Annotated in this window: 16 protein-coding genes; 7 read left to right on the forward strand and 9 right to left on the reverse strand. The window is 63.8% G+C overall.

Features of this window, described 5'->3' with window-relative positions:
• Positions 1 to 1,164, reverse strand: a 1,164-nt coding sequence (gene urtA, locus ACOQFP_RS15975; RefSeq protein WP_421584871.1) for an urea ABC transporter substrate-binding protein, incomplete at its 3' end; no start/stop codon positions are given.
• A gap of 180 nt (positions 1,165 to 1,344) precedes the next feature.
• Between urtA and ACOQFP_RS15980 the strand changes: the two genes are divergently transcribed.
• The 3 genes from ACOQFP_RS15980 (at position 1,345) to ACOQFP_RS15990 (ending at position 2,727) form a co-directional block, all read left to right on the forward strand.
• A complete protein-coding gene (locus ACOQFP_RS15980) occupies positions 1,345 to 1,557 on the forward strand; it encodes a helix-turn-helix transcriptional regulator (RefSeq protein WP_206488944.1) in 213 nt (70 codons plus the stop codon).
• Positions 1,554 to 2,072 (forward strand): hypothetical protein, encoded by a 519-nt coding sequence (locus ACOQFP_RS15985; RefSeq protein ID WP_421584872.1) that lies wholly within the window; start codon positions 1,554 to 1,556, stop codon positions 2,070 to 2,072. The genes ACOQFP_RS15980 and ACOQFP_RS15985 overlap by 4 nt, the downstream gene beginning before the upstream one ends.
• 328 nt (positions 2,073 to 2,400) lie before the next feature.
• Positions 2,401 to 2,727, forward strand: a complete 327-nt coding sequence (locus ACOQFP_RS15990; RefSeq protein ID WP_206488946.1) for a hypothetical protein — start codon at positions 2,401 to 2,403, stop codon at positions 2,725 to 2,727.
• A gap of 16 nt (positions 2,728 to 2,743) precedes the next feature.
• Here the strand turns inward: ACOQFP_RS15990 and ACOQFP_RS15995 are convergent, their stop codons facing one another.
• Positions 2,744 to 3,790, reverse strand: a complete 1,047-nt coding sequence (locus ACOQFP_RS15995; RefSeq protein ID WP_421584873.1) for an agmatine deiminase family protein — start codon at positions 3,788 to 3,790, stop codon at positions 2,744 to 2,746.
• On the reverse strand, positions 3,787 to 4,773 hold the full coding sequence (locus ACOQFP_RS16000) for a nitrilase-related carbon-nitrogen hydrolase (protein ID WP_421584874.1): 987 nt from the start codon (positions 4,771 to 4,773) through the stop codon (positions 3,787 to 3,789). The genes ACOQFP_RS15995 and ACOQFP_RS16000 overlap by 4 nt, the downstream gene beginning before the upstream one ends.
• Before the next feature lie 81 nt (positions 4,774 to 4,854).
• On the opposite strand from ACOQFP_RS16000, the gene ACOQFP_RS16005 reads away from it, so the two are divergent.
• The 3 genes from ACOQFP_RS16005 to ACOQFP_RS16015 all read left to right on the forward strand — a co-directional run bounded on the left by ACOQFP_RS16005 (position 4,855) and on the right by ACOQFP_RS16015 (position 7,563).
• The gene (locus ACOQFP_RS16005) at positions 4,855 to 5,460 is read left to right on the forward strand and encodes a TetR/AcrR family transcriptional regulator (RefSeq protein WP_421584875.1); all 606 of its coding nucleotides are present in this window, start codon (positions 4,855 to 4,857) and stop codon (positions 5,458 to 5,460) included.
• 105 nt (positions 5,461 to 5,565) lie between these two features.
• On the forward strand, positions 5,566 to 6,777 hold the full coding sequence (locus tag ACOQFP_RS16010) for an MFS transporter (RefSeq protein ID WP_421584876.1): 1,212 nt from the start codon (positions 5,566 to 5,568) through the stop codon (positions 6,775 to 6,777).
• Positions 6,778 to 6,795: 18 nt separating this feature from the next.
• Positions 6,796 to 7,563: a MerR family transcriptional regulator gene (locus ACOQFP_RS16015; RefSeq protein ID WP_421584877.1), complete on the forward strand. Its 768-nt coding sequence runs from the start codon at positions 6,796 to 6,798 to the stop codon at positions 7,561 to 7,563.
• A 17-nt stretch (positions 7,564 to 7,580) separates the two neighbouring features.
• Here the strand turns inward: ACOQFP_RS16015 and ACOQFP_RS16020 are convergent, their stop codons facing one another.
• The 5 genes from ACOQFP_RS16020 to ACOQFP_RS16040 form a co-directional block, all read right to left on the reverse strand.
• Complete coding sequence (locus ACOQFP_RS16020) at positions 7,581 to 9,098, reverse strand: APC family permease (protein WP_206488950.1); 1,518 nt, start codon at positions 9,096 to 9,098, stop codon at positions 7,581 to 7,583.
• Positions 9,095 to 9,952, reverse strand: a complete 858-nt coding sequence (locus ACOQFP_RS16025) for a universal stress protein (protein ID WP_421584878.1) — start codon at positions 9,950 to 9,952, stop codon at positions 9,095 to 9,097. The genes ACOQFP_RS16020 and ACOQFP_RS16025 overlap by 4 nt, the downstream gene beginning before the upstream one ends.
• Before the next feature lie 28 nt (positions 9,953 to 9,980).
• Entirely contained in the window at positions 9,981 to 11,918 is a 1,938-nt protein-coding gene (locus ACOQFP_RS16030; RefSeq protein ID WP_421584879.1) for a primary-amine oxidase, read from the reverse strand.
• Positions 11,915 to 13,354: a gamma-aminobutyraldehyde dehydrogenase gene (locus ACOQFP_RS16035; RefSeq protein WP_421584880.1), complete on the reverse strand. Its 1,440-nt coding sequence runs from the start codon at positions 13,352 to 13,354 to the stop codon at positions 11,915 to 11,917. The genes ACOQFP_RS16030 and ACOQFP_RS16035 overlap by 4 nt, the downstream gene beginning before the upstream one ends.
• A gap of 99 nt (positions 13,355 to 13,453) precedes the next feature.
• Positions 13,454 to 14,116: a TetR family transcriptional regulator gene (locus tag ACOQFP_RS16040; protein WP_341244228.1), complete on the reverse strand. Its 663-nt coding sequence runs from the start codon at positions 14,114 to 14,116 to the stop codon at positions 13,454 to 13,456.
• 70 nt (positions 14,117 to 14,186) lie between these two features.
• Between ACOQFP_RS16040 and mqo the strand changes: the two genes are divergently transcribed.
• The gene (mqo, locus tag ACOQFP_RS16045) at positions 14,187 to 15,509 is read left to right on the forward strand and encodes a malate dehydrogenase (quinone) (protein ID WP_341244227.1); all 1,323 of its coding nucleotides are present in this window, start codon (positions 14,187 to 14,189) and stop codon (positions 15,507 to 15,509) included.
• A 74-nt stretch (positions 15,510 to 15,583) separates the two neighbouring features.
• Here mqo and ACOQFP_RS16050 read toward each other — a convergent pair whose 3' ends face one another.
• Positions 15,584 to 16,360 carry an LLM class flavin-dependent oxidoreductase gene (locus tag ACOQFP_RS16050; protein WP_421584881.1) on the reverse strand — a complete coding sequence of 259 codons (777 nt, stop codon included), beginning with the start codon at positions 16,358 to 16,360 and terminating at the stop codon, positions 15,584 to 15,586.
• Positions 16,361 to 16,383: the final 23 nt, after the last annotated feature.

Consider the following 16,383-nt stretch of genomic DNA (forward strand, 5'->3'; position numbering starts at 1 on the left):
ACGCGCAGTCTTGGAAATATGGTGATTGTCGCCGTTGATGACGACCTCACCCTCAGGAGCGGCGAAACTGACACCACCAGCAGCATCCTGAATATCCGCCACCGCAAACGAATCAGCCTTCTCGACCGTGTTCTTCCACAGGTACACCGACGTGTAGGCGGCTTCCATCGGGTCCGAGGTGGGCTTGTCGGCACCGTACTTGGCCTTGTAGTCCGCCACGAACTTGGTGTTCTCGGGGGAATCGACCGTCTGGTAGTAGTTCCACGAGGTCAGCTGACCCGCGATGTTCTGAGCGCCGATGCCGGCGACCTCTTCCTCGGCAATGGACACCGACATCACCGGCATGTCGGCAGCTTTGAGGCCGGCATTGGTGTACTCGCGGAAGAAGGCGACGTTGGAATCGCCGTTGAGGGTGTTGAACACCGCATCGGCATTGGCGGTGCGGACCTTGTTGACGATGGTGGAGAAGTCCGTCGAACCCAGCGGGGTGTAATCCTCACCGAGAATCTCGATACCGTTCGCGGCCGCGTAGGCCTTGATCTCTCGGTTCGCGGTCTGCGGGAACACGTAGTCGCTACCGACCAGGTAGAGGGACTTCACGCCCTGCTCCTTGAGATAATCCAGAGCCGGGACGATCTGCTGGTTGGTGGTGGCACCGGTGTAGAAGATGTTCTTCGAAGCCTCGAGGCCCTCGTACTGGACGGGGTAATAGAGCAGCGCGTCGTTGTCCTCGAACACCGGCAGCATGGCTTTGCGGCTCGACGAGGTCCAACCGCCGAAAACGGCTGCGACACAGTCGCTGCTGATCAGCTTCTCGGCCTTCTCCGCGAACACGGTCGGCTCGGACGCCCCGTCCTCGGCGACGATCTCGATCTGCTTGCCGTTGACTCCGCCTGCCGCATTGATCTCTTCGACGGCCAGTGCGATCGAATCACGCACCGTCACCTCGCTGATCGCCATGGTGCCGGACAGGGAGTTGAGCGAGCCGACCTTGATGGTGTCACCCGAGGTGTCCACACACGAGGTGGTAGAGCCGCCGCCGTCGGCAGAGGTGGTGTCGCCGGCCTTGCTGCCGCAGGCAGTGGCCACCAGGCTCAATGCAGCCAGCGCGGCGGGAACGACCATCAGGCGTCTGGCTGATTTGCTCTTCGAGACAACAGGCATCTACGACCCTTTCGGAGTTTTGTATACGGAGCTGTATTCGCGATTGCGAACAGTAAAGGGCAGTTATTGCGTAGGTATGTTGCCCGGTGACGAGTCTGTTTCCCGCGTTACGCCGACGTAAATGCACGGAAATGACAATCCTGCTTGACATCTAATGACAAGTGGAGTTGACTTTTCCTCATGCCGGGATCCAACAACGTTCGCGAGCATCGCAAACGGGCGCGCATAACCCAGGCCGAACTCGGCACCATCTGCGGGGTCAGCAGACAGAGCATCGTCTCGGTCGAAGGTGGCGACTATGCACCCAGCGTCTATCTGGCGCTGCGATTGGCCCGCGCACTCGACACAACGGTGGAAACACTGTTCGGAGACCAAGGAGAGTCCGCACCATGAGCGCATTCGTCAAAGCTGCCCGGTTCGTCGGAGACCTCGACGACGAGTTCTACGCCGACGAGCTGCAACGCGACATCTGGAACGAGGCCTCGGCCGTCGGATTCCAGGCACTGCTGTGGATCGGATTGATCACCGGTGCGATCCTGCCTTTCGCGGCGGGTGTCACCGGGGCCTGGGTGGCGCTGGGTATCTACTTGGCGATCTTCGCCTGTGCCTATGTCGCGATCGGGTACGCCCGGGCCCGGGGGGTCGACGCCCATGCGGTTCAGGAGTGGCGACGCCCGAGGGCTGCGGTGTTGGCCGTTGTGTATCTGCTGGGTGCGGGCGGGACGTTGGTTCGATTGGTTGCCACGTACCTCGGGGGTAGCACCTCGATGTGGGTTTCGATGGCTGTTGCGGCGGTTGTAGGAGCTGCAGCCGCTGCGGTGGGCGTCAACGCCAAGAAGCGGAAACTGCGCGAGACCGAGCGCGCTGCGGAAGAGGCCGAGGCACTCGGCTTCGAGTCGAACGAATGAACTGCGCGCCGAATGCGGGTAGTGCCATTTACAGCGTGTGAGAATACGTAACGGTCTCGGTTCCATCAGTTGGTTCGCAGATTCGGACCTCGGGAGGTATGTTCTGACCGGTGACATCGAGATCGTGCGGTGTCTGTGCTGTTGGCGGGCAGTTCGGACGCGTGGTTCGTAACGCGACCGACGATGCGCCCGAAGAAGAGAGAGGCTCGGTTCGAGGCCGATGACGACGTGCATCACCAATCCGTCCACCGTCGTGCCACGAAGTACAACTGAGACCACGTCGGGCGTTCACCTCAGGGTGGAGCAAGCTAACAGGGAAGTCGAGGCCGTGCGCAGAGACAAGAGTTACCTCAGACTCGTCGGGTCGAGCACGCCGGAACCTACCATCGAGGTTGTCGGCGGACCCAAGACCATCACCGTTCACGTCGACAACGTTCTGCCAGGTCAGACATGCGAGATTCTGCACAACGGCATGCTGTCGCTGAGCCACCGCATCGTCGTCGGCGACAACACCTCGAGCATCGATATCATCACCTTCGCCCTCAAGCCCGGTGAGTACCACGTGTCGTTGCGGCTCGACGGCCGAGTCGAGTGTGTCACCGAGGCACAGACCGTCACCGTCGGAGAGCAGCTCGAAGTTCGGCGTAGCTCCTAGAGCCCAGCAAGCACCGTCAGCCGAGCTTCAGAGCCGACGGTTGATGCTGGGTGATGCAGTGGATGCCACCGCCCCGCTCGAAGAGCGGCCTCGCGTCCACCGTGACCACTTTTCGGCCCGGGTAGGCGTCGCGCAAAATGGCTGTCGCCTCCTCGTCCATCGGGTCGCCATAGCTGCAGGCGATCACGCCGCCGTTGACGACGAGATGATTGATGTAGCTGTAATCGACGAATCCGTCGTCATCGCGCAGGGTCTGTGGAGCCGGCACCTCGACGATGTTCCAGTCGCCACCCGAGCCGTTGTGGCTGGCGCGGAAAGTGTCGATGATCAGCGCGCTGACCTCGTGATCGGGGTGAGACGCATCACGTTGTCGGTGCACCAGAACAGTTCCGGGTGACGGTATTGCCGCCACGATGTCCACGTGGCCGCGCGTGCCGAACCGCATCGAATCTCGAGTCAGCCCCCGCGGAAGCCAGATGACGTGCTGTGCACCGATGGTCCGCGTCAGCTCTGCCTCGATGTCGGCCTTCGACAGGGTCGGGTTGCGGCCGGGATCGAGTTGCACGGTCTCGGTGACCAGCACGGTGCCCGCGCCGTCGACCGCGATGCCGCCGCCCTCGTTGACGATGGGGGACGTAATCCGCTGTACTGCAGCCTGATCGGCGACGAATTCACCGATCTTGCAGTCCCTGTCCCATTGCGCCCAGTCCTGCGCGCCCCAACCGTTGAAGATCCAGTCGACGGCAGCGATCGAGCCGTCCTCTGCGTGAACGAAGGTGGGGCCGATATCGCGCATCCAGGCGTCGTTCAGCGGTGCCTCCACGACGTCGATGTCGCGCGAGAGGTACGTCGCTGCGATGCCGCGCTCGGCTGGATCGACGACGACGGTCACCGGCTCGAACTCGGCGACTGCATGCGCGACGGCTGCCCAGGTGGAGCGGGCCTCGTGCTTGGCCTGTTCGCTCACGCCGAGTGAATACCCCTCACAGGGAAATGCCATCCACACCTTGTCCTGCGGAGCCGTCTCTGACGGCATCGTCAATGCCGTTGCTGCCGTGCTCATTTGATCACCGGCGTCGCCGCATGTCCGTCACCGTACGGAGCGTCTGTGCGCACCGGCTCGGTCAGGCGGGCATAGGTGTCCGGTCTGCGGGTGAGCAGAAACGGGAACAGCTCCAACCACTCCCGCCGCTGATCGAGGTCGAGATCGGCGACGAGGACGGCTGGTTCGTCTCGGGGTGCCTGAACCAGGATGCGGCCGTAGGGATCGGAGATGAACGATGAGCCGTAGAAGGTGATCTCACCTTCGTTGCCGCAGCGGTTGGGTACCACCATGAACAGGCCATTCGAGATGCCATGGCCGACGATGACGTGCTGCCAGAGCGGTTGGGTGTCGAATGCCGGGAACGAGGGTTCGGAGCCGATGGCCGTCGGGTAGGCGAGAATCTCTGCACCGCCGAGTGCATAGCTGCGCGCGACCTCCGGGAACCACTCGTCCCAGCACGTGGGCAGCCCCACCCGGGCACCGCCGAGGTGCTCCGGTGCGTAGACGGGATATGGGTCGTCGGCGGGGCCGGCGCGGAAGTAGGTGTCCTCGTAGTAACCCGCCGAAATGGGGATGTGCAGTTTGCGGGTTCTGGCCAGCAGTTCGCCGGACGGGGAGACCATGATGGCGCTGTTGTAGCCCAATCCGTCTGCCGCCTCGGACTTCTCGTAGAGGGAGGCATGAACGACGATGCCGTTCGCGGTCGCTGCCTCCGCGGCGAGGGCGAATGTGGGCCCGGTCAGCAAGTCCTCCGCTTCGCTGCCCGGGTTCTCCCCGGCGCGGGTGTCGGCGGGGTAGCGCAGTAGGGCGATCTCGGGCAGGAAGACGACCTGCGCCCCCTGTTCGGCCGCAATGGAGATGGCCCCCTGCAGCTCGGCTTTCAGTGCGGCGGCATCGGGATTCCAACGATGTTGCACCAGTGCGACACGCAGGGGAGTGCGGGCGCTCGGATCGACCCGCAGTGGCGCAGTGGGGGCGGTGAGGCTGGTGATCGTCAGCATGGGACCTCCGTTAAAACGAATGTGATTCGTTAAGTATTGTCGATGACGATCGGAACCGCAAGAGGATGAGGAGTGCGCACCGTGGGGAGACCGTCCGCGCCACTGTTGGACACCGGGAGGATCACCACAGCCGCCCTCGCGCTGGTGGGTGATTCCGGCGGCTTCACCATCCCGCTTCTGGCCAAGAAACTCGGTGTCAGTCCGTCGTCCCTGTACAACCACGTGTCCGGTCGCGACGAGATAGTCGAATTGTTGCGCGAGCGCGCCATGTCCGAGGTCGAGCTCCCTCCACACGGGCTCGACTGGCGCGAAACCGTCGCGCAGATCGCCCGTGCCTACCGCGACAGCTATGCCCGCTACCCACGTCTGATTCCACTGCTCACCGAGCACGCGGTGAACAGTGCACATGCGTTCGGGATGTACAACGCGCTCGCAGATGCGCTGTCGGAGGCCGATTTCGGCCCCACGGACGTGCTCAACATCATCACCGTTCTCGACAGCTTCGTGCTTGGCTCGGCGCTGGACCTGGCGGCACCCGAGGCCCCATGGCGTCCCAGCGTGGAGGTCGGCACCGCCCTCCGCGCCGCCCTGGACACCGCATCCTCTAAGGCTTCTCGATCCGACGAGGCCTTCGAGTACGGACTGCGCGCACTACTGGCCGGATTCGATCCTCTGCTCGATCGCTGACCTGTCAGCAGAAGAATCTGCAGCACAGACGAATTCGACGTGGTAGGGCCACCGGTCTCGATTCGGCCTTGACCTTGACGCAACGTCAATCGCGATCATCGAACCATGAATCGCATCCGTGTTGCTGTCCCTCTGTACATCGGTGGCGCGTCGTTCTCGCTGTTCGGCAACTCGGCCATCACCATCGTCCTGCCATGGTTGGTGCTGGCCACGACCGGAAGCCTGGCGTCGGCAGGTCTGATCGCTGCGGCAGCAGGCATCGCAGCGGTGCCGGCAACCTTCGCCGGTGGTCGACTGATCGACCGATTCGGGGCACGCACCGTGGCCGTCGTCTCCGATCTCGGTAGCGCGACTGCGGTATTCGGCCTGATCGTGGTGAGTGCGACCGTGGGGTTGTCGGTGCCATGGTTCGTGGTATTGGGAGTGGCAGGCGCCGTCTTCGACGTGCCGGGGATGACGGCTCGTCAGGCGATGCTCGCCGACGTCGCGTCGATCTCGGGGACGTCGGTCACGGCTGTGGCCGGTCTCTTTCAGACCGGTTTCTCGCTGGCGTTCCTGGCCGGACCGGCTCTGGCGGGTCTGCTGTTGAGCATGTTCGATCCGATCGAGGTCGTTGCCGTTACCGCCGCCTCGTCGGCGGCCGCTGCGGTGCTGACGGCGTTGGTTCCGGTCGTGGGGCAGGCGTTCGCGTCCGGTGCCGCGGGGTCGGGGAGTGCGCTGGATCTGATCCGTCGCACGCCCGCGCTGCGCGCGATGTTGCTGTTCGCGTTCCTCGCGAGCCTGGTCACCCCGCCGATGATCAGCCTGCTGCTGCCCGGCCACTTCAACGAGATCGGCGAACCCGGACAGCTCGGGCTTGCCATGTCGGCGTTTGCACTCGGTGCCCTGGCGGGGTCGGCACTGTTTGCTGTGGTGGCCGCCCGATCGCGACGAGCCACCTTCGTGACGGGAATGGCAGCGATGACGATCGGGATCTGGCTGTTCGCACAGCTCCACGGGTTCTGGATCGTCGCGGCCGGGATGCTGGTGATGGGTCTCGGATCCGGGCTGTTCGGTCCGATCTGGAATGTCTACGTGGCCGAACAGGTCCCGGCGGATGTTCGGGGGCGCGTCCTCGGCTGGCTGAACATGAGCGGGCTCGTGGCCGGTCCAATGGGGTTGGGACTGATGTCGGTGGTGCTCCTCGGCGGCGATCTCGGTCTCGGGGCCGTCGTGATGGGAGTCGGATGGACCGCTGTCGCTGCCTACGCAGTGCTGAGTCCGGGTGCGCGTGAACTGACCGAATCGGTGCCGCACACTGCCGGAGTGGACGGTTGATCGGCAAGAATGGTCGCCATGCTGCGTATCGGTGAGCTGGCTTCCTATGTGGGAGTGACGACCCGAACCGTGCGGTTCTACCACCAGCAGGGGCTGTTGGACGAGCCACGGCGCGACACGTCGGGCTACCGTCTCTACGACGGGGAGGCCGTGTTGCGGCTGTCACGTGTAGTTGCTCTTGCCTCGGCCGGTGTGCCACTGGCGCGCGTCCACGAGCTGCTCGACGCCTCGCAGGAAACACTCGACCGTGCCTTGGTCGAGATCCATGCCGACCTGAACAGCAGGATCGAACGTCTGGAGAAGGATCGCGACAGACTCGGACTGTTGCGTGCAGGCGACGCGTTGGTCCTGCCCGAGGTGATCGTCGGCCTGATCGAGCATTTGCGCGAAGCGGGTATCGACTCCGGACTGGTCGATCACTATCGCGACGCCTGGGTACTGACGTATGCCGTCTACCGGTCGCGGCTCGATCCCTGGCTGGAAACGGTAGGCGGCGGCATGCTCGGAGACCCGGGCTATCTGGCACTGATGGTGCGCTCTTTTCGAGCAGCCGAGCTCGAACCGGACGACCCACAGCTCCAGGAGATCGCCGACGACACGGTCGAATGGATGATCGACACCTGGGCCGGTGACGCCCGCGAGTGGTCCTTCGAGCGCGGTCTCGACGACCCTGCGGCCAACGAACTGCTCGCGGAGCAGTGGGCCGACCGGCCTGCCTGGGTGCGCGTCACCGAGCTGATCATGCAAGGCCTGCAGGAGCGCGGTATCGAGCATGCCCCACCCTGACGAAGGCCAGAGGATCGTCAGTCTTCGACGATCAGCGGCGGAGTATCGCGGCGAAGGATGTCGCCCTTGAAGAACTCGGGCTTGCGCAGCGCCACCACCAACATGATCACGAGACCGAGAGCGATGATGCCGACTCCGATGAGAAACACCATTCCGATGCCGAAAAGTGATGAGCCACTACCGAACTCGGGATCCCAGGCGTCGATCGAAGTTTGGATGAACACCACGGCCATGCCGACACCGCCGAGCAGCGGCGCGAGGAACTTGAAAAAGAAGTTGCGGGTGCTGGTGAACAAATCCTCGCGGAAGTACCAGACGCAGGCGAAGGCGGTGATGCCGTAGTAGAAGCAGATCATCAGGCCCAGCGCGGCGATGGTGTCGGTGAGTACGTTGTCGCTCACCACCCGCATCACGGCGTAGAAGGCTGCCGAGGACCCGCCTGCCACCAGCGTCGCGAAGCCTGGGGTGCTGAATCGCGGTGTGATGGAGGCGAACCGCGTCGGAAGCGCTTGGTAGTGGCCCATGGCCAACAAGGTGCGCGCCGGTGAGATGAACGTGGCCTGCAGTGAACTGGCCGAACTGCTCAGCACAGCGAGGGAGAGCAGAATCGCGAACGGTCCCATCACCGGACCGGCCAGTGCGGCGAACACATTGTCGGTGGTGTCGGGATTCTGCAGCCCGTTGCCGGTATCGCCGGTGCCGGCGAACAGCAGCGTGGCCACGGCAGTGAGCAAGTACAGAACGATGATGCAGAACACCGTGACCAGAGCGGCCCTGCCGGGAATCTTGGCGCTGCCCGCAGTCTCCTCGTTGACCGTCAGGCACACGTCCCAGCCCCAGTACATGAAGATCGACAGCGACAGGCCTGCAGTGAAGGCGGAGAACGTGGGAATGCCGAAGGGATCGAACCAATCCAGGCTGAAGGAGATGCCCTCGGCACCCTCACCGGCACCGACCTTGACGAATGCAGCAACGATGAACCATGCCATCACCAGCAATTGGAACGTGAGCATCGTGTACTGGACGCGCTTGGTCTCCTGCATTCCCCGGTAACACAGCCACGCGGAGAGCGCCATGAACACCAGGCAGGTCACGATGTTGAGAGGCTTGTCGGCGGTCAGATCAGCCAGCGAGTCGTTGCCGGTGACCTGTGCGAGAAAGAGATAGAAGAAGTCGACGGCCACTCCCGCCAGGTTGGAGAGCACGATGATGGTGGCCGCGATCAGGCCCCATCCGCCCATCCAGCCGACATACGGACCGAATGCTTTCGACGCCCACGTGAACGACGTGCCGCTGTCGGGTTCGGCGGCATTGAGCTCTCGATAGCCCAACGCCACCAACAACATCGGAATGAAGCCGACGATGAAGATCGCGGGCAGATGCACACCGACCTCGGTGACCGTCGGCCCCAACGAGGCCGTCAGCGCATAGGCGGGCGCGATGGTCGAGATGCCGAGCACCACGCTCGCGAGAAGCCCGAGTTGGCCGGCCGACAGGCCCTTGGACTCGACATCCACTGCCGCACGCTCGTTCATTTACCGGCCTCTCTCGGAACAACGATCATCGGAACGGGTACGACCCGAAGCATCTTTGCGGCAACCGATCCCAGAAACAGGCGGTGAGGTTGCGCGAGTCGGGACGAACCCACCATCAACACATCACCGGAGTGCCAGTCCAGTGAGGACGCGGCCTTCTCGATGCCCGAGCCCTCGGCCACCTGCAACTGCACGTCCGATCCCGCGGGCAGTTCCGCCTTGACGGTGCGCAGCACGTCCTCGGCCTTGGCGAGACCGTTCGACCCCGGGGCCTGTATGGATTCCGCTTCGGCGGAGACGAGGGAGAGCAAGCGCAGCGGCAACTCGGCCGACGTGGAGAGGTCGGTGGCTGCCTCGACGAGTTCGGCAGCTCCCGGACGGCTTCCGATGGCGCAGGTGAGTTCGCGAATGCGCTGCGGGGGAGAGTGCCGATACCCGCGCGGTGCCAGGGCGACGGGTACGTGTGCCACGTGCAACAGATCGCTGGTGACGGTCCCGATCGAGTGGCGTCCGAGCAGACCGTCTCCGGCAGCGCCGACGACGATCATGTAGGCATCGCAGTGCTCTGCACAGTCGATCAGACCTCGAGCGAACGACTCGTCGAACAGCAGATGAGTGCGCGCCTCGACATCCTCCGGCACCAGCGTCAGTGCCTCGGTCAGCCAGTCGGCGGCCTGATCGACCAGAATATCGTCGTATCCGGCCTCGACGGGTGCTTTGGACGGCACCGGACGCTCCCGAGGCAGAACAAGGCAGATGTCCAGCGAGGCCTGCAACGAGCGGGCGAGGGTTGCGCCCAGGGCGATTCCGTCCGCGCCACTCGGTGTTGCCTGGTATCCGACGATCAGACGCATGGGCGGACCTTCCCTGAAGTTGGTCGAATCAATGACAGGTACTGCCGGGCTCTGTGTGGCACGAACTCGACTCCGACGCCGCAACGTCGAGGGCGGGGTTACGGTCGAAGAATCCGAACGGCTCGAGCCGGAACGAGACCGTGTCCGCGGGCATCACCGGCCAGTCCTCCGGCCGAGTGATGTGGTGGATACCGAACGTGTACCAGACGACGACATCGGTGTTCTCGATGCTGCGATCCGCCTCGGTCCACTCGGGAAGCCCATGGTCGATACCGCTCTGGTTGACGAACTCGCCACTGGGCCAACGCTCGTCGGGCGAGTTGGGGGTGACCCACACGGTGTGACCGATCACCTGGGCCCGTTGGAAGATCGGCGAAGCAGGATCGAACATCGACGGGATCGCCGCTCCCGGCACCAACTTGTATGCAGGACGGGTGCCGAGACCGTTGGTGACGTTGTCGTTGACGACTTTCCACGCTCTCTGGGTGTTCCAGTCGTAATCCTGCTTGCCCTCCGACTCGGTGGTGAGCGGGGTGTTGACCTGAGTCAGCGCAAGACCGTAAGGATTGTTCGGGCCCATCGGAACACGTTGCGTCTCACTGGCGTACACCGTGTTCTCGGTGCCGTCGATGTCGAGATCGAGCCGGGCGACGAGGAAGTGCTGGTGATAGGGCGCGTAGGTGCGATTGTCGACGAGTGTGCCCGACGGGTGCGTGCCGCCCTCGGCGAGGTGGGTGACCACCATGATCCCGGTCGCGCGGACCTCGCACTCGATGTTGCCGTCCTGGTAGAACCGCCAGTAGACGAGATACTCGTAGTTCGCCACGGTGGCATGGAAGCTGACCGTGAGGCGACGCATGCGCCGTACCTCGGCTCCGGCGTCGTGATCGACGTGCTTCCACAGCACGGCGTTGTCTTCCTCGTGGATGCAGATCGCGTTCGTGATGGTGTACGGCTCGCCCTTGCTGTTGTGCAACACAGCGTCCAGGTAGCGGATCTCACCGAGACAATCGCAACCGAGTTCGAGTGAGGTGGTCATGAATCCCAGGCCCCACTCGCCTATATCGAACGCAGTACGTCGGTAGTGATCCTCGGTGTGATCACGGTACGGAACGACCATCTCCGCGAACGACATTCGGTTCGCGATCGACCGCACGTTCCCGTTGTCGTCGTACGTCACCGCGTGCAGCGTCATGCCCTCGCGGTAGTTGAACCCGACCCGCAGTGACCAGTTCTGCCACGTCAACTTGTTGCCGTCGAGCTGGAACGACGGACCGGACGGTTGAGTGATCTCGAGCGGCTTCAGCGGCGGACGGCTGCTGGCGGAACGGATACGCTCTGGAATGTGACGGGGGACGTACTCGCCCATGATCTCCGGACGCTCGACCCGGTACGTGTCCTCGATCTCGAGCAGTTCCATCGTATTGACGTCGATGACGCAGTGGAATCCGCCGACCGGCCCGGCGTACGGATTGGCACCCTCGGCAGCCTTGACCCACGTGTCCGACCAGCCGAGGCGTCGACCCTTGTACTTCTCCGGCGTCACCGCATCGCCGTAGGTCCAGGTGTCCATGAACACCAGATCCAGATCGGTGATACCGCGATCGGCAAGGGCAGCAATCACATCGGGATAGGCACGCAGGGCGGCGTCGGCCTCTTCCCACTCGTCGACCGTGAAATTCGGCTGCACACCCGGTACGTGCGTCCACGATTCGGTGGTGCGATCGTCCAAGGAGACAACGGCCTTGAAGGTGGTGTTCTCGGCACGGTTGAGCACCACCGACACGGCCCGACGCGCAGGCACGGTACCGGCTGCATCGAACGCGACGATCTCGGCCTTGGTCGGTTCGATCATCTCGATGGAGGCGTAGCGCCAGCCGTCGCCGACGCCGTGATCGCGGCCGAGGACCTCGGCCACGGTGGCGAATTCCGCCTCGGAGAGGGGATCGAGAGGATGGAATGTCATCCGATGGACTCCGTCGAGCTCATGACGTGCTTGATGCGGGTGTAGTCCTCGACGCCGTAGGCCGAGAGGTCCTTGCCGTAGCCCGAGTACTTGAAGCCGCCATGCGGCATCTCGGCCACCAGTGGGATGTGGCAGTTGACCCAGACGGCACCGAAGTCGAGAGCAGCCGAGATGCGCAGTGTTCGAGCATGATCGGAGGTCCAGACGCTCGACGCGAGACCGAAGTCGACATCGTTGGCGAGCGCGATCGCCTCCGCTTCGTCGGTGAACTTCTGCACGGTGAGTACCGGGCCGAACGTCTCTTCCTGCACGATCGGATCGGACTGCCGGACACCGGTGACGACGGTCGGCTCGTAGAAGAAGCCCTTGTCGCCGATGCGCTTGCCGCCGGTGACGATGGTGGCGTGCGCGCCGATGCCGTCGACCTTGGCGCTGACCTGTCCGAAGTGGTTGACGTTGTTCAGCGGCCCGAGGAAGGTATCGGGATCGTCTGGTAGGCCGACTTTCAACGTCTTCGCCTTGGCGACCAGGGCATCGACGAGAGTGTCGTGCACCGATTCGTGTACCAGAACGCGGGTGACGGCCGTGCAGTCCTGGCCTGCGTTGAAGAACGCGGCCTCGGCGATACCGTCGGCGGCCTTACTGATGTCTACGTCGCCGAAGACGATTGCCGGCGCTTTCCCACCGAGTTCGAGGTGTGCCCGCTTGAGTTGCTTGGCGGCGGCCACGGCGACAGCGATGCCTGCGCGAACGGATCCGGTGATCGACACCAGACCGGGAGTCTTGTGCTCCACGATGGCCGCGCCGGTACCGCCGTTGCCGAGAACGATATTGAGCACGCCGTCCGGAACGATGCCCTTCGACAGCTTCGCCAGCACCAGCGTGCTCTCGGGAGTGGTGTCACTGGGCTTGAGCACGATGGTGTTTCCGGCGGCCAACGCAGGACCGATCTTCCAGATCGCCATCATGAACGGGTAGTTCCACGGCGTCACCTGCCCGACGACACCGATCGGTTCGCGTCGAACGTACGAGGTGAAGCCATCCATGTACTCGCCTGCCGACTTGCCCTCGAGCATGCGAGCAGCGCCGGCGAAGAATCGAATCTGATCTGCACCGACGGTCACTTCCTCGGCGGCGATGGTGGCTTTGGGCTGACCGGTATTGCGACTCTGTGCCTCGACGATCTCGTCGCTGTGCGCTTCGATCGCGTCCGCGAGCTTGAGCAGTACCTTCTGTCGTTCGCCCGGCGTCGTCTTGCCCCAGGTCTCGAAAGCCTTGGCGGCGGCAGACATTGCAGTGTTGATGTCGGCCGCGTCGGAGATGGGAGAGTGGGCGACGATCGACTCGGTCACCGGATCGACCACATCGAGCATCTCGGTGCCCGAGGGCGTCACGAACGCCCCGTCGATGTAGTTCTGCAGGACAGGCACCGTCATCACTCAACCCCTAGCGTCGTCACTGTTGCGGTTCTGCAAAGCCTGCACCTCCGGACGAGACTTCGCCACCCGACAAGATGTCCAATGTCTTGGTTCGGATCAGGACGAAATGTCGGTCTCTCCGGCCAAGGCTCTGACGCCCGCGACGAACGTGTCGAGACCGAGCTTCTCGAATGCCGCTCGAGTCGAGGCATCGCCCAGATGTGGGGCGGCAGCGAGGATGTTCGGGAACTCCTCGGGATCGAGGGATTCCATCGTGGACGCCACCTCGTGCTCGACGTGCGCCCGGCGCTCCGGCTCGACATCGACACCGGTGAACAGTGGCTCCGTGATCAGCGAAATGGCGACCCGAACGCCCTGGCGGGCGAGCTGGGTGGCGTCGGGAAGGGAGAACCCGGCCTGACGCAGAAGTTTCAGGGTCAGCTCCATCGCAGCTCTGCTGTTGGCGGAGAACAGCATTCGTGGCACCACGATGGTCGCGGCTCCTGGGTGTTTCCGCAGGGCGCGCATGAAGTCCTCGAGTACGGTGCGTAGTTGCTCCCACCATTCCGCGGTGGGATCGACGGTGACCTCGAGTTGTTCGCAGACGCGATCGCCCATGGCGTCGAGAAGCTCGTCCTTGTTCTTCACATGCCAGTAGATCGCCATCGGGGAGACGCCCAGTTCGCCGGCGATCTTGCGGATGGTGAGCGAATCCAGGCCGTGGTGATATGCGACGTCGAGGGCGGCGTCGACGACGGCGGTCCTGGTCAGGCGAGGCATCGACCGAACTATACACGCGTACGAGTCGGTGCTAGCGTTGGTTGTACTTAGTACGAGAAGGGGTGGATAGATGGACGACGTCATCCTCGTCGGCGGCGGAATCATGAGTGCGACGCTCGGTACGCTGCTGCACCGGCTGGAACCGACCTGGTCGATTCGGGTGCTCGAGCGACTACCGCGCGTGGCCGCAGAAGCATCCGATGGCTGGAACAATGCGGGAACGGGCCACGCTGGTTTGTGCGAAACCAATTACACGACAATGCGATCCGACGGTTCGGTGGACATTGCCCGAGCCGTGGGGGTCGCCCAGCAGTTCGCGACGACCCGCCGCTTCTGGTCCACCTTGCCCACCTCCGATTTCCTGCGCCCGGTGCCGCACATGACGTTCGTCCGAGGTGCCGACAACGTCGCGTTTCTGCGAGCGCGGCACCGGGCACTGAGTGCTCACCCTCTGTTCGAGGCGATGGAGTACACCGAAGACCCTGCGGTGTTGCAACGATGGGCACCGCTGGTCGGCGAGGGTCGCACCGGCAGCTGGGCGGCCACGCGGGATGCGACGGGCACCGATGTCGACTTCGGAGCGGCGACTCGACACATGTTCGACGCCATGGCGCGCACCGGTGCGAGCGTGGAGACGGGCCGGGAAGTGCGTGGGCTCTCGCAGGCTCGGGACGGATCCTGGCGACTTGAGGTGCGAGGCGGCCGGCCGGTGGAGCACGCTCGATTCGTCTTCCTCGGAGCCGGCGGCTGGGCGTTGAAGTTGTTGCGGCAAGCGGGGATTCCGGAGGCGCGTGGCTACGGGCTGCTGCCGATCAGTGGACAGTTCCTGCGGTGTGACCGACATGAGGTTGTCGATCGACACGATGCCAAGGTCTACGGGACACCTCCTGTCGGTGCACCGCCGATGTCGGTGCCGCACCTGGACACCCGCATCGTCGGCGGGCAACGCTCCATATTGTTCGGGCCGTACGCAGGCACGAATCCCAGGTTCATGAAACACGGATCGCTGCTGGACCTGCCGCGATCGATCAGGCGAGACAACATCGGTTCGTTGCTGACGATGGCCCGAAACAACACACCGCTGATCGCACTGCTGCTCTCCGAACTGACAGCCACGCGTGCTACGAAGACAGCCGCGCTGCGTCAGTTCGTCCCGCACGCTGCGTCTGCGGATTGGGCCATCGTCGGTGCCGGTCAGCGTGCGCAGATCGTCAAAGCCGGCGAACTGCGGTTCGGCACCGAAGTGGTTGCCTCGCAGGACGGTACCATCGCGTCGGTGCTCGGAGCATCACCCGGCGCGTCCACGGCCGTTCCGATCATGATCGAGGTACTCCGCCGATGCTTCCCCGGGCGCGAATTGGACCAGCGGGTGCGCGAGATGCTGTCCGCCTAGTCCGATGCGTCGAGCGCGGGCGGCTCATCAAGGATCAGAAGCGCCAGTGCCCCGAACAGGGCCATCGAGTGGTCCTAGCGGCTCGCATCGAACTCTGTCGTCAACGAGGCCGCGGCCTCGAACACGCTGTTCAGATCGGAACGATCTGCGGAGGGCTCGAGCACCACAGTTGTTGCCCCGGCGTCGATCCAACGTTGCACAGCGTGCGTGGAGGCGTCGGAATCGGAATCGACCGACACGTAGACGATCACCTCGTGCCGAGGCCCGCCGTCGATGTGCTCGATGGCGGTGCGCGCCTGTTCCGGGGTCGTCTCGCTGGTGAGGATCGTTCCCGTGCTGCTGCGACCGCTCAGGGCCAGTGTCTTCGGGCCCGTCGCACCGACGAGCAGCGGCGGTGGTTGCGGCGGTGGCCAATTCAACTTCACCTCGTCGAGCGAGACGTATCGTCCCTGCACCGTGACCATGTCACCCGCCAGCAGGCTCGTCAGCGCCGCCATTTGCTCGCGCAGCAGGGTCAGGGGAGACTGCACTCGGCCACCGATCTGACCCATCCAGGATTGAACGCCGTGGCCGAGCCCGACGCGTAGCCGTCCCGGATGTACTCGGGCGATGGTCGCGATCTCCATCGCCGTCGACGCCACGTTGCGCATCGCGGTGGGGAGCACTCCGATTCCGACGTTCACCCGATCGGTGTGCGCGAGAACAAGTGCCGCAGTGGACAGCCCGCCGGAGAAGAAGCAGTCTTCCCACAGCCACACCTCGTCGACGCCTGCGGCGTCAGCTGTGCGCGCCGCCTCGATCAGTGCTTCGGGAGCAATCTCGGGTCGAAGTACAACGCCTATTCGCGTCATCGGAGTTCCTCTCGAGGCCGATT

Source organism: Rhodococcus sp. MALMAid1271 (assembly GCF_049195265.1).
In the GTDB taxonomy this organism is placed as follows: Bacteria; Actinomycetota; Actinomycetes; order Mycobacteriales; family Mycobacteriaceae; genus Rhodococcoides.

Bases quoted from the DNA above. Each gene is read 5' to 3' on its own strand.
- ACOQFP_RS15995 (WP_421584873.1), bottom strand. From the start codon at position 3,790: ATGAGCACGGCAGCAACGGCATTGACGATGCCGTCAGAGACGGCTCCG.
- ACOQFP_RS16040 (WP_341244228.1), bottom strand. From the start codon at position 14,116: ATGCCTCGCCTGACCAGGACCGCCGTCGTCGACGCCGCCCTCGACGTC.
- ACOQFP_RS16050 (WP_421584881.1), bottom strand. From the start codon at position 16,360: ATGACGCGAATAGGCGTTGTACTTCGACCCGAGATTGCTCCCGAAGCA.
- ACOQFP_RS16030 (WP_421584879.1), bottom strand. From the start codon at position 11,918: ATGACATTCCATCCTCTCGATCCCCTCTCCGAGGCGGAATTCGCCACC.
- ACOQFP_RS15980 (WP_206488944.1), top strand. From the start codon at position 1,345: ATGCCGGGATCCAACAACGTTCGCGAGCATCGCAAACGGGCGCGCATA.
- ACOQFP_RS16025 (WP_421584878.1), bottom strand. From the start codon at position 9,952: ATGCGTCTGATCGTCGGATACCAGGCAACACCGAGTGGCGCGGACGGA.
- ACOQFP_RS16035 (WP_421584880.1), bottom strand. From the start codon at position 13,354: ATGACGGTGCCTGTCCTGCAGAACTACATCGACGGGGCGTTCGTGACG.
- mqo (WP_341244227.1), top strand. From the start codon at position 14,187: ATGGACGACGTCATCCTCGTCGGCGGCGGAATCATGAGTGCGACGCTC.
- ACOQFP_RS15985 (WP_421584872.1), top strand. From the start codon at position 1,554: ATGAGCGCATTCGTCAAAGCTGCCCGGTTCGTCGGAGACCTCGACGAC.
- ACOQFP_RS16020 (WP_206488950.1), bottom strand. From the start codon at position 9,098: ATGAACGAGCGTGCGGCAGTGGATGTCGAGTCCAAGGGCCTGTCGGCC.
- ACOQFP_RS16000 (WP_421584874.1), bottom strand. From the start codon at position 4,773: ATGCTGACGATCACCAGCCTCACCGCCCCCACTGCGCCACTGCGGGTC.
- ACOQFP_RS16010 (WP_421584876.1), top strand. From the start codon at position 5,566: ATGAATCGCATCCGTGTTGCTGTCCCTCTGTACATCGGTGGCGCGTCG.
- ACOQFP_RS16015 (WP_421584877.1), top strand. From the start codon at position 6,796: ATGCTGCGTATCGGTGAGCTGGCTTCCTATGTGGGAGTGACGACCCGA.